Origin of the sequence: Micromonospora andamanensis, assembly GCF_016863495.1 — a bacterium.
GTDB lineage: Bacteria > Actinomycetota > Actinomycetes > Mycobacteriales > Micromonosporaceae > Micromonospora > Micromonospora andamanensis.
Genome location: NZ_BOOZ01000018.1, coordinates 113,634 through 125,767, shown reverse-complemented (window position 1 = coordinate 125,767; position 12,134 = coordinate 113,634). Strand labels below are relative to the sequence as shown.

Here is a 12,134-nt window from a genome sequence, read left to right as displayed (position 1 = left end):
CCGGGGGCAGCACCAGGTGTGAGGAAAGGTTCATGACAGCTTCGACAGCGCCGATCGACGCGCCCCAGACCGGCGTCGACCGGATGTCCCGCCGGGAGATCCTCCAGGCCCTCTCGGGGCTGATGGTCGGCATGTTCGTGGCGATTCTCGCCTCGACGGTGGTGGCCAACGCGCTGCCCCGCATCATCGCCGACCTCAACGGCACCCAGACCGTCTACACCTGGATCGTCACCACCGAACTGCTGGCCATGACCGCCACCGTGCCGCTGTGGGGCAAGATGGCCGACCTCTACAGCAAGAAGCTGCTCATCCAGCTCTCCCTGGGGCTGTTCGTGGTCGGCTCCCTGATCGCCGGCCTCACCCCGAACGTCGAGGTGCTGCTGGTCAGCCGGGTCGTGCAGGGCATCGGCGCAGGTGGCATGACCGCCCTCGCCATGATCGTGATGGCCGCGATGATTCCGCCCCGGGAACTGGGCCGCTACGCGGGCATCTTCGGTGCCGTCTTCGGCGTCGGCACCATCGCCGGTCCGCTCATCGGCGGCGTCCTGGTCGACACGTCCTGGCTGGGCTGGCGCTGGTGCTTCCTGATCGGCGTGCCGTTCAGCATCCTCTCCATCGTGCTGCTCCAGCGGACCCTGCACCTGCCCGTCGTCCGCCGCAAGGTACGCATCGACTGGCTCGGCGCGGCGCTGATCACCGCCGGGGTCTCCACCCTGCTGATCTGGTCGTCGCTGGCCGGCCACAAGTTCGCCTGGGCCTCCGGCTGGACCGCGCTGATGGTCCTCGGCGGCCTGGCCCTGCTGGTGGCGGCCGTCCGGGTCGAGGCCCGGGTACCCGAGCCGATCATCCCGCTGAAGATCTTCCGCAGCCGTACCGTCGCGCTGACCACCGTCGCCAGCATGCTTGTCGGGGTGGCCCTCTTCGGCGGCACCGTGTTCCTGTCCCAGTACTTCCAGACGTCGCTGGGCAAGTCGCCGACCGTCGCCGGCCTGATGAGCCTGCCGATGATCCTCGGCCTGCTGGTCTCCTCCACGGTCGCCGGCCAGCTCATCACGAAGTACGGCCGCTGGAAGGCGTACCTGGTGGCCGGGGCGTCGGTGATGGTCGTCGGGATGCTGCTGCTGTCGACGATCGACGTCGACACCCCGCTGCCGCTGCTGTTCAGCTACATGGCCCTGCTCGGCATCGGGGTCGGCATGCTCATGCAGAACCTGGTCCTGGCCGCCCAGAACGATGTGCCCGCCCATGAGTTGGGGGCCGCCACCTCCGTGCTCACCTTCTTCCGCAGCATGGGCGGCGCGATCGGCGTGAGCGCCCTGGGCGCGGTGTTGGCCAACCGGGTGACAGGTCTGATGACCGAGCAACTCGGGCCGGCGGCAAGCGCCACCGGCGGCGGCACGACCGAGGTACCCGACCTGTCCGCGCTGCCCGAGCCGATCCTGCGGATCGTGCAGGACGCGTACGCCACCGCCACCTCGGAACTGTTCCTGATCGGCGCGCCGATCGCCTTCCTCGCTCTGGTCGCGGTGCTGTTCATCCGCGAGAAGGCGCTGCACACCGTCAGCGGCGACGAACGGGCCCGCCAGGAGGCGAGCCTGCCCTCCGTCCACTGACCATCCGTACCCGCGACGCGGGGCGTCCGCTCCTCCGGACGCCCCGCGTCGTCGTTCCGCCGACCTGAGCCGGTCGCGCGGCCCCGGACGGCACCGTCAGCAGGTGCCGCCCTGCCGGAAGTTACGTTCCACGACGGATGCCGTGCCGACCTGGAAGGCACCCACGCCTGGCCGGATCGGGTGCCCGGTGAACAACTCCACCCGTGCGCCCACCCGCACCAGGTACGCGGTGGCCGTGCCCGCGTCGTTGCTGATCAGGCCACCGCGAGGACCGTAGATCGTCTCCAACTGGGCGAAGGTCATGCCGACACCCGCTCCGGCGGGGGAGTAGGGCGGGACGGTGGCGGTGCTCACCTCGACCAGCCGGCCGTGCCGGAAGGCCAGCAGGATCACACCCGCCCAGGCGCCGGTCGCGCCGGCCGCGACCACACCGTCGCAGGTCGCGACGGACCAGTCGATCAGTCCGGCGGCGGTGAGCCGGTCAAGGCTGGCCCCGATCCGGTACGGCCCGGCACCCCGCACGCTCATCACGTCGGTGGTGGTGGCCAGCGGCTGCCCGGCCACCGCCACCGAGGCGCCCGAACGCGGTAGCGCTGCGGCGGTGGCTGGCGCAGCCCCGACCAGGGCCAGGACTGTCACGACTACGACATACACGAGACGGTGCACAGAAATCGCCTCCTCGGCATCGAGTTCCTACTCCCTTCGTCTCCCCACCCACCCCCCCAGTTCGCCCCACCCCCCCACTCGCCGCGCCCAGCGCGCCGATCATGCAGTTGTGGTATCCGCCAAAGTGGACCATAAGCCGTATTCCGGGTGCCACAACTGCATGATCGCGAGGTTGGGTGGGGGAGAGGGAGGGTTGCTGTGGGGGTGGGGGAGGGGGAGGGTGGCAGGGGGAGTCGAGGCCGGGAGGGTGGCAGAGGGCGAGGGATAGGTCTGGAGGGGTGGGGGTGGAGCGGATCGGGGCGTACCGGGTGGAGCGGCTGCTCGGTGTGGGCTCGTTCGCGACCGTCTGGCTGGCGTACGACCCGATGCTGGACATCCGGGTAGCGATCAAGGTGCTGGCGGAGAACTGGCACCACGACGTACGCGTCCGGGAACGGTTCCTGGACGAGGCCCGGCTGCTGCGCCAGCTGGAGGACGACCGGCTGGTCCGGGTACGCCTGGTGGGGGAGCTGCCGGACGGACGGCCCTACACGGTGCTCGACTGGGCCGACGGAGGCAGCCTGCGGGAGCGGCTGGCCTCCGGGCCGTTACCCGTGACGACCGCCCTGGACCTGCTCGCCGAGATCGCCGCCGGGGTGGCGGTGCTGCACCGGCACCGGGTGGTGCACCGCGACCTGTCGCCCGGCAACATCCTGTTCCGCTCGACCGCTGACGGCGAGCGGGTACTCATCGCCGACCTCGGCCTGGCCAAGGCGCTCGCCGCCGCCTCCGGGCTCACCATGCGCGCCGGCACCCCGGGGTTCATGGCCCCCGAGCAGGACGATGCTCTCGCGATCGTGGACGAGCGCGCCGACGTGTACGCCCTCGGCCAGCTCGGCCGCCGACTGCTCGCACCGTCGGCCCCTGACGCCGAACCGACCGCCGCCGCGGCTGTCGACGCTGGACCGTCCGCCTCCGGCGCTGACGTCGGGCCGCCCGCCTCCGGTGCCGGCGTCGGGCCGCCTGACGCTGCGGTTATCACGGTGGGACTGCCGGCCGCCGGTCCTGCGCGTCGGGCTGACGGCGTTGCCGGAGCGGCGACCGGGTCCGTCCTCCCGGTGCGGGTGCCTCCGGCCGTGGCGGTGGTGCTGCGCCGGGCCACCGCCAGCCGCCCGAGCGACAGGTACCCGGACGCCGAGGCGTTCCGCACGGCCCTGCTGGAGGCGGTGCGGCGGTCCAGTGGTCCGATCAACCCGGGCACCGGACCGGAGCCGACCCCGGCCCACGGTCCCCACCGTGCCGACGACCCGGCCCCGGCTCCCGCGGACCCAGTTCCTTCGGTCCCGGCTCGTGCGGCCCCGGCTTCTGCGGTCCCGGCTTCTGCGGTCCCGGCTCGTGCGGCCTCGGCTTCTGCGGTGCCGACTCGTGAGGTGCCGGCTCGTGAGGTGCCGGCTCGTGCGGGTTCGGTTTATGCGGGTTCGGTGGCGGCGGTGCCGGTGGGTGCGGGCCGGTCGCCGTGGGTACGCGCGGTAGCGCTGACTGTGGTGCTGGTGGCGGCGGCCGGTGCGGTGGCGGCGGACTCGGCGACGCCCAGCGGTACGGCGACGAGTGGTCCGCTGACCGTCGTGCTGCCGGACGGCTGGCGGGCGACCGGGACCGGCTGGGCGGGGCGGTACGACGCGTCCGGGCGGCTCGAACCGGCGTTGGTGATCTCGCCGGAGCCGCGTCGGTGGGCCACCGACCCGAGGGTGCCGGGTGCCTTCCTCGGGCTGTCGGTGACCGCCCGACACACCGATCCGGCTACGTTCGTCGCCGCGCAACCGCATGCCAACTGTGCTCCCTCGCCACCACGGCGGGTGCGGCGCGGTGGTCTGGACTGGGTGGTCGCCCGCTTCGACTGCCCGTACGGGCGGCCGGTGCTCGTGGAGGCCGCCGCCCGGGGCACCGCCGGGCTGCTCTACGCGCAGGTCGTGCCGCCGCCCGGAGCCGGCGACGAGTTCGTGGACGCCCTGCTCGACGGGGTACGGACACGACGACAGGTCATCGCACGACAACCGTGATCACGTGGGTGCCCGCCTCGCGGGGAACGAACACGTCCACGGTGCCGTTCCGGACGAACCGGAGATCGACCACGCCGGCCTCGTACTGGCTGTCCACCAGATCCTCCCGGTCGACGGTGACCTCACCCGGACCGATGCCCGCCAGGCGCAGTACCCCGCCGGTGGCGAAGCAGAGCGAGGACGGTAGCGGCCCGGGGTCGGACAGCGGCAGCTCGTACCGGACCGCGCCGAGGCAGACCTCGGACGTCGTCGCGGTGGGCGTCGGGGTACGGGTGCTCCGCGCGGGGGTGGGGCTTCGTGGCGCCGAGGTCGGTCGTGCGGGCGGCACCGTCACGACTGTCGGTGGCGCCACGACAGGTGTCCCGCTCGGCCGGGGCGTCGACGGGAAGGACGGAACCGGCGGCGACGCGGTGGTGGGGGCGGGTGGGCGTACCGGCAGCGGCGCGACGGGCTCGTCGGCGCAACCGGCGGCACCCGCGACGAGCACGACGGCCACAGCCAGCGCCGTCAGGCGGTGCCGGATGGCCGTTGCCAGCGCCGTCGGGCGGTGCCGGCCGGTCAGGTCAGTCGGCACCGGTGAGCCGCTGCCGGACCTGCCGGCGGGCCTCGTGGATGCGGGACTTCACGGTGCCCTCGGGCAGGGCGAGCAACGCGGCTATCTCGCGATAGTCGAGGTCGAGCACGTCACGCAGGGTCAGTGTCTCGGCCAGTTCGGGCCGGATCGCGTCGAGGGCCTCCAGCAGATCCAGTCGGGTGCCGGCGACCACGCTGGTGCGGCGCGGGTCGGGTCGCTCCGGCAGCGGCGTCCCGGCGGCCTCCACCTGCCAGCGGCGGCGCAGTGCCCGGTAGGTCGAGCGGGCCCGGTTGGCGGTCAGCCGGTACAGCCAGGTGTGGAACGACGAGCGGCCCTCGAACCTGTCGATGCCCCGCGCCACCGCGAGCAGCGCGTCCTGGCAGGCCTCCTCCGCGTCCTCCCGGTTGGGCAGCAGCCGGCCACACAGCCGCAGCACCTCCGGGCGGATCGCCGCCAGCAGGGCGTCCAGAGCTGCCCGGTCGCCGCGTGCCGCGGCGACGGCCAGATCGTCGATTCCGTCCGCGAGGGTCATCGCGCCGTCCCGTGCTCGACGGTGTTGCGGTGGTCGTTCAGGCTACGCCGACCGGGCCGCCGTGTCCGACCCCGAGTCCAGCAGCCGACAGCGACAGCGGCCGGACCTGCGCCGCCGACCGGGGGCGGGACCGGACCGTCGGGCCGGTCCGGAGGGGCCGCCGGGCCGGGCGCGCGGCGCGCTGGAGTGGCCGGCGGCGGCGGGGTTAGGGTTACCCCCGACCGACTCGATCATCCGACCCGGGGGGCCTCCGCATGGGCGATTCGTTCGCGCATCTGCACGTGCACACGGAGTACTCGATGCTCGACGGGGCGGCCCGGCTCAAGGACCTGTTCGCCGAGGTCAAACGGCAGGGCATGCCGGCGGTGGCGATGACCGACCACGGCAACATGCACGGCGCGAACGACTTCTACAAGCAGGCAATGGCCGCCGGGGTGACCCCGATTCTGGGCATCGAGGCGTACGTGGCGCCGGAGTCGCGTTATCACAAGAAGCGGGTCCGCTGGGGTCGGCCGGAGCAGAAGAGCGACGACGTCTCCGGCAGCGGTGGTTACACCCACAAGACGATCTGGGCGCGCAACAAGACCGGCCTGCACAACCTCTTCACGCTCACCAGCAAGGCGTACACCGAGGGCTACTTCGTCAAGTGGCCCCGGATGGACGCCGAACTGCTGGCCGAGTACGCCGACGGCCTGATGGCCACCACCGGCTGTCCCTCGGGGGAGGTGCAGACCCGGCTGCGGCTGGGCCACGACGCGCAGGCCCTCGAAGCCGCCGCGAAGTACCAGGACATCTTCGGCAAGGAGAACTACTTCCTGGAGCTGATGGACCACGGCCTGGACATCGAGAAGAAGGTCCGGGACGGGCTTGTCGAGATCGGCCGCAAGCTCGGCATCCCGCCGGTGGTCACAAACGACTCGCACTACACGCACGAGGCGCAGTCCGAGGCGCACGACGTGCTGCTCTGCGTGCAGACCGGCAGCAACGTCGCCGACCCGAACCGGTTCAAGTTCGGCGGCAGCGGCTACTACATCAAGTCCGCTGACGAGATGCGTGGGGTGGACGGCTCCGACGTCTGGCTGGAGGGGTGCCGCAACACGCTGCTGGTGGCCGAGCGGGTCGACCCGACCGGGATGTTCGAGTTCCACAACCTGATGCCGCGCTTCCCGGTGCCCGAGGGCGAGACCGAGGAGTCCTGGTTCCGCAAGGAGACCTTCGCCGGCCTGGCCCGCCGCTACCCGGGGGGCATCCCCGAGGGCCACGTGGTGCAGGCCGAGTACGAGCTGGGCGTCATCATCCAGATGGGCTTCCCGTCGTACTTCCTCGTGGTGGCCGACTTCATCCAGTGGGCCAAGGCGCAGGGCATCGCCGTCGGTCCCGGCCGTGGGTCCGCGGCCGGTTCCCTTGTCGCGTACGCCCTGGGCATCACGGACCTGGACCCGATCCCGCACGGGCTGATCTTCGAACGGTTCCTCAACCCCGAGCGGGTTTCCATGCCGGACGTCGACATCGACTTCGACGAGCGTCGGCGCGGCGAGGTGATCAAGTACGTCACCGACAAGTGGGGTGAGGACAAGGTCGCCCAGATCGCCACCTTCGGCACGATCAAGGCGAAGGCCGCGATCAAGGACTCGGCGCGGGTGCTCGGCTACCCGTACGCGGTGGGCGACCGGATCACCAAGGCGATGCCGCCGGCCGTGATGGGTAAGGACATTCCGCTCGAGGGCATCTTCGACCCGAAGCACCCCCGGTACGCCGAGGCCGGCGAGATCCGGGGCATGTACGAGGCCGAGGCCGACGTCAAGAAGGTCATCGACACCGCCCGGGGGATCGAGGGGCTGATCCGGCAGACAGGCGTGCACGCCGCCGGTGTGATCATGTCGGCCGAGCCGATCATCGATCACATCCCGCTGATGCGCCGGGACTCCGACGGGGTCATCATCACCCAGTTCGACTACCCGACGTGCGAGTCGCTCGGGCTGTTGAAGATGGACTTCCTCGGCCTGCGCAACCTGACGATCATCGACGACGCGGTCAAGAACATCGAGCTCAACCACGGCAAGGAGCTGGACCTGCTGGCCCTGCCGCTTGACGACAAGGCCGCGTACGAGCTGCTGGCCCGGGGCGACACGCTTGGCGTGTTCCAGCTCGACGGCGGGCCGATGCGGTCGCTGCTGCGGATGATGAAGCCGGACAACTTCGAGGACATCTCCGCAGTCCTGGCGCTGTACCGGCCCGGCCCGATGGGCGTGGACTCGCACACCAACTACGCGCTGCGCAAGAACGGCCTCCAGGAGATCACCCCGATCCATCCGGAGCTCGAGGAGCCGTTGCGGGAGATCCTCGCCCCGACCTACGGCCTGATCGTCTATCAGGAGCAGGTGCAGCGGGCCGCGCAGATCCTCGCCGGGTACACGCTCGGCCAGGCCGACCTGCTGCGCCGGGCGATGGGCAAGAAGAAGAAGGAGATCCTCGACAAGGAGTTCATCCCGTTCCGGGACGGCTGCCGCGAGCACGGCTACTCCGACGAGGCCATCCAGAAGGTCTGGGACGTGCTGGTCCCGTTCGCCGGGTACGCCTTCAACAAGGCGCATTCGGCCGCGTACGGGCTGGTGTCCTACTGGACGGCGTACCTGAAGGCGCACTACCCGGCCGAGTACATGGCGGCGCTGCTGACCTCCGTCGGCGACGACAAGGACAAGATGGCCATGTACCTGTCGGAGTGTCGCCGGATGCGCATCCAGGTACTGCCGCCGGACGTGAACACCTCGGCCGGACCGTTCACCCCGGTCGGCCGGGAGATCCGCTTCGGCCTCGGCGCGATCCGTAACGTCGGCGCGAACGTGGTCGCCGCGATCATGCGCTGCCGCGAGGAGAAGGGCGAGTACGCCGACTTCTACGACTTCCTGTCCAAGGTCGACGCGGTGGTCTGCAACAAGAAGACGATCGAATCCCTGATCAAGGCGGGGGCGTTCGACTCACTGAAGCATTCCCGCAAGGGCCTGCTCACCGTGCACGCCGACGCCATCGATGCGTACGCCGACGTCAAGCGCAAGGAGGCCGTCGGGCAGTACGACCTGTTCGGTGCCGGTTTCGGCGACGCCGAGGTGGCGACGAACACCACTGTCATGCCCGTCATCGCCGAGGGGGAGTGGGACAAGCGCGACAAGCTTGCCTTCGAACGCGAGATGCTCGGCCTGTACGTCTCCGACCATCCGCTGTTCGGCCTGGAACACATCCTGGGTGCGGCGGCCGACACCACGATCGCGGCGCTCTCCGAGGAGGGCACCGTGCCCGACGGCGCGGTGGTCACCCTCGCCGGCATCCTCTCCGGCGTGCAGCGGCGGGTCACCAAGCAGGGGCGGGCGTGGGCCTCGGCGACCCTTGAGGATCTCGCCGGTGGCGTGGAGACGCTGTTCTTCCCGAACACCTACGAGGTGATCGGTCAGTACATCGCCGAGGACGCGATAGTGGTGGTCAAGGGCCGGGTCGACAGGCGCGACGACACCCCGCGCATCATGGCGATGGACATGTCCCTGCCGGACGTCAGCACCAGCACCACGAACAAGCCGGTCACCCTCACCATCCCGGTGACCCGCTGCACCCCTCCGCTGGTGGAACGCCTCAAGGAGACCCTGGTGCTGCATCCCGGCGACGCCGAGGTGCACGTCAAACTCCTCAACGGCACCCGCTCCACCACCTTGCGCCTCAGCCCGGTACGGGTGGCCGCCACCACCGCTCTCATGGCCGACCTGAAAAGCGTCCTGGGCCCCGCCAATGTCACCTGACCCACACCCCACCCCGATCGCGCGATCGGGGTGGGGGCCACGGGGGTGGGATTGGCGCTTCGGGGTGGGGGGCGAGGTCGCTAGCGTCGGGGTGTGGAACTGGAGCAGGCGCAGAAGCTGTGGCAACCGCAGCCGGGCTGGCTGAACACCGCCAGCTACGGGTTGCCGCCCGACCCGGCCTGGGACGCGTTGCAGGACGCGCTTGCCGAGTGGCGGGTGGGCCAGGGTTCGTGGGAGACCTGGGGTACGGCGACCGACAGGTGTCGGGCGGCGTTCGCTCAACTCGTCGCGGTCCCGGTCGCCGACGTCGCGGTCGGTGCCACCGTCTCCCAACTGCTGGCTCCGGTAGCCGCCGCGCTGCCCTCCGGCGCCCGGGTGCTGGCACCCGAGGTCGAGTTCACCTCCAACCTGTTCCCCTGGCTCGTCCAGGCCGAGCGGGGCATCGAGGTCCGCACTGTCGCGCTTGACGAGTTGGCCGCCTCGATCGACGCCGACACCGACCTGGTGGCGTTCAGCCTGGTGCAGTCCGCCGACGGCAGTGTCGCCGCGTACGACGAGATCGTCGCGGCGGCCCGGGCCCACGGCGCGCTCGTGGCGGTGGACGCCACCCAGGCGTGCGGTTGGCTGCCGTTCGACGCGACCCGCGCGGACGTGGTGGTGGCCGGCGGGTACAAGTGGCTGATGGGGCCCCGGGGGACCGCGTTCGCCTACCTGGCTCCCGGGCTGCGGGACCGGCTGCGGCCGGACGCCGCCGGCTGGTACGCGGGCCGTGACCCGCACGCCTCCTACTACGGGCCGCCGCTGCGGCTGGCCGAGGACGCCCGCCGGTTCGACCTCTCACCTGCCTGGTTCAGCTGGGTGGGGGCCGCCCCCGCCCTGGAGCTGCTACTGGAGATCGGGGTCGAGCAGGTGCGGGCGTACGACGTGGCGCTGGCGAACAGGTTTCTCACCGGGCTGGGGCAGCCACCCGGGCACAGCGCGATCGTGACCGTCGAGGTGCCCGGCGCGCAGGAGAAGTTGGCGCGCGCCGGGGTACGCGCGGCGGTGCGGGCCGGCCGAATCCGGGCCTCGTTCCATCTCTACTCCACCACCGAGGACGTCGACCTGGCCCTCGACGCGCTCACCTCCTGACCGCGCCGTCCTCGCCGCACCGGACGGCTCGCCGGTGTGCGGCCGGCGCTCGCCGCCCGCCCTCATCACCTGACCGGTGAGGGCGGGCGGCCCTGTCCGCCGGGTGTCCCCCGGAGCGGGTCACTTGCCGGTGACGATGCCCGGGTTGATGCACAGGCCCGGCGTGCTGCCGTGCTTGTCCGCGATCTCCAGGCAGCGGGTCACCTTGTCCACTGTCGCGTTGGTCTCGGTGACCTGCTTCTGAATCTCGGCGTTGAGGCGGTCCTGTTCGAGGTTGCGGGTCTGGGCGAGCTTGTCCTGGAATGCCTTGATGTTGCCCTCGGTCTTGTCGTCGTGGTTGACCCGGGTGATGGTGACCGACAGGATCTCGACGTCGTCGGCCAGCCGTCCCTCGGCGTTCGACTTGATGCTCGCCGAGAACGGCTTGAGGTCGACGTTGAGGTTGCCGGTCTTCGAGTCGATACGCTCCAACGGGTTGTAGACGGCGAAGGCGTCGTTGACGGCGCTGTCGAGCTGGACGCCGACCCGCTGCCCCCGGAAGCTCTCGAAGTCGCCCTTGTAGTCCATGAACTGCTGCGGGGCGTTCTCGGGCTGGACCTGCCACTCGACGAGCACCTCCACGCACGCGTCCGCGAGGGTGCCGGTGCGTACCCGCACGCACTTGTCGCTGCCGATGTGGTCGTACTTCTGCCGTCCGGCGTCCCACTCGCCGACCCGCTGCCACGGGGTGACCCATTTCAGGCCGGAGCCGGTGACCTCACCTGTTGGCTTGCCGAAGCTGGTGACGATGCCGACCGAGCGGATCGGTACCGAGTGGGCGCTCGACGCGACTGTGAGAACGGCCGTCCCGACCAGGGCGCCGACCGCCGTCAGGACTCCGATCTGCCGTACCTGGCGTTGCGAGCTGAGCAGGGTGACGGCGACGGCGATGACCGCGGTGACGGCGGCGACGATCGCCAGGATGAAGCCGAAGGGCATGACGGGACCTTTCCGGGTACGGCCTTGCTGAGTTGATCATCAACGTAGCCACCCGGGTCAAGACACCGGCGAGCGCATCCGTGACGCGGCGTCCCGACGAATCCCTCGGTGCAGAGCTGTTCATCCGGGAGGAAGTCTGGTGTCTGGGGTACCGATGCCGACCGAGGTCGTGCAGATCGCGCGCAAGCGCCTGACGACCGCCGCCGAGGAGTTCGACGGCAATCGGGTCGCCGCGCTCGTCGTCGAGCTGGCCGGGGAGTGGGGAGTCGTACGGCTGTGGGACGACGTCTGTGTGCCGGTGCTCACCGCGCGGAGCGGGCGGACCGCCGCCGGGATCGCCGTCGAGCACGCCCTGTCCGAAGGCGTCCGGGTCGGCCTGGACGTGTTCCGCCGCGATCCGGAGGTCGGCCCGCCCCCGGACGGCGTGCTGTTGGCCGGGGCGGAGCAGGAGGAACACTGCCTCGGGCTGCACGCCCTCGCCGCCGCGCTGCGCGAGCGCCGTCGAGGCTGCCTGCTGATCGGGCCGGCGCTGCCGTGGCAGGCGTTGGCCGGCGCCGTGCACCGGGCCCGACCGCACACCGTCGCCGTCTGGGCCCAGACGGCGCTTACCGGCCGCTCGTACCGCATCGGCCGCTTCGCCCGCGACTTCCCGACGGTACGCGTGTACGGGGCCGGACCTGGCTGGGTCGAGCCGCTCGCCCCGCCGGTGCGGCGTCTGGACTCGCTCTCCGCCGCTGTCCGGGTGTTGCAGGAGAGCCCGGCGGCCGGGTCCGCGTTGTGACCGGCGTCATAGCGAAACGGAACCGTACCGTA

At 71.0% G+C, this 12,134-nt stretch carries 9 protein-coding genes; 5 read left to right on the top strand and 4 right to left on the bottom strand.

Features of this window, described 5'->3' with window-relative positions; translation table 11 throughout:
* Positions 1-32 precede the first annotated feature (32 nt).
* Positions 33-1,613 carry an MDR family MFS transporter gene (locus Van01_RS17385; protein ID WP_204008255.1) on the top strand — a complete coding sequence of 527 codons (1,581 nt, stop codon included), beginning with the start codon at positions 33-35 and terminating at the stop codon, positions 1,611-1,613.
* 96 nt (positions 1,614-1,709) lie between these two features.
* Here Van01_RS17385 and Van01_RS17380 read toward each other — a convergent pair whose 3' ends face one another.
* Positions 1,710-2,267 carry a hypothetical protein gene (locus tag Van01_RS17380; protein ID WP_239099129.1) on the bottom strand — a complete coding sequence of 186 codons (558 nt, stop codon included), beginning with the start codon at positions 2,265-2,267 and terminating at the stop codon, positions 1,710-1,712.
* Positions 2,268-2,563: 296 nt separating this feature from the next.
* Between Van01_RS17380 and Van01_RS33085 the strand changes: the two genes are divergently transcribed.
* Positions 2,564-4,318, top strand: a complete 1,755-nt coding sequence (locus Van01_RS33085; protein WP_239099128.1) for a protein kinase domain-containing protein — start codon at positions 2,564-2,566, stop codon at positions 4,316-4,318.
* Here Van01_RS33085 and Van01_RS17370 read toward each other — a convergent pair.
* Both Van01_RS17370 and Van01_RS17365 read right to left on the bottom strand, forming a co-directional pair.
* A complete protein-coding gene (locus tag Van01_RS17370) occupies positions 4,299-4,892 on the bottom strand; it encodes a hypothetical protein (protein ID WP_239099127.1) in 594 nt (197 codons plus the stop codon). The genes Van01_RS33085 and Van01_RS17370 overlap by 20 nt on opposite strands.
* A complete protein-coding gene (locus Van01_RS17365; RefSeq protein ID WP_204008251.1) occupies positions 4,882-5,424 on the bottom strand; it encodes an RNA polymerase sigma factor in 543 nt (180 codons plus the stop codon). The genes Van01_RS17370 and Van01_RS17365 overlap by 11 nt, the downstream gene beginning before the upstream one ends.
* 254 nt (positions 5,425-5,678) lie before the next feature.
* Here Van01_RS17365 and dnaE point away from each other — a divergent pair, with 254 nt between their 5' ends.
* Complete coding sequence (gene dnaE, locus Van01_RS17360; RefSeq protein ID WP_204008249.1) at positions 5,679-9,212, top strand: DNA polymerase III subunit alpha; 3,534 nt, start codon at positions 5,679-5,681, stop codon at positions 9,210-9,212.
* A gap of 93 nt (positions 9,213-9,305) precedes the next feature.
* Positions 9,306-10,343 carry an aminotransferase class V-fold PLP-dependent enzyme gene (locus Van01_RS17355; protein ID WP_204008247.1) on the top strand — a complete coding sequence of 346 codons (1,038 nt, stop codon included), beginning with the start codon at positions 9,306-9,308 and terminating at the stop codon, positions 10,341-10,343.
* 120 nt (positions 10,344-10,463) lie between these two features.
* Here the strand turns inward: Van01_RS17355 and Van01_RS17350 are convergent, their stop codons facing one another.
* The gene (locus Van01_RS17350) at positions 10,464-11,321 is read right to left on the bottom strand and encodes an SPFH domain-containing protein (RefSeq protein WP_204008245.1); all 858 of its coding nucleotides are present in this window, start codon (positions 11,319-11,321) and stop codon (positions 10,464-10,466) included.
* A 139-nt stretch (positions 11,322-11,460) separates the two neighbouring features.
* Between Van01_RS17350 and Van01_RS17345 the strand changes: the two genes are divergently transcribed.
* Positions 11,461-12,102: a transcriptional regulator gene (locus Van01_RS17345; protein WP_239099126.1), complete on the top strand. Its 642-nt coding sequence runs from the start codon at positions 11,461-11,463 to the stop codon at positions 12,100-12,102.
* Positions 12,103-12,134: the final 32 nt, after the last annotated feature.

Coding starts and splice junctions, on each gene's coding strand:
- Van01_RS17385 (WP_204008255.1), top strand. CDS start 33: ATGACAGCTTCGACAGCGCCGATCGACGCGCCCCAGACCGGCGTCGAC.
- Van01_RS17365 (WP_204008251.1), bottom strand. CDS start 5,424: ATGACCCTCGCGGACGGAATCGACGATCTGGCCGTCGCCGCGGCACGC.
- dnaE (WP_204008249.1), top strand. CDS start 5,679: ATGGGCGATTCGTTCGCGCATCTGCACGTGCACACGGAGTACTCGATG.
- Van01_RS17350 (WP_204008245.1), bottom strand. CDS start 11,321: ATGCCCTTCGGCTTCATCCTGGCGATCGTCGCCGCCGTCACCGCGGTC.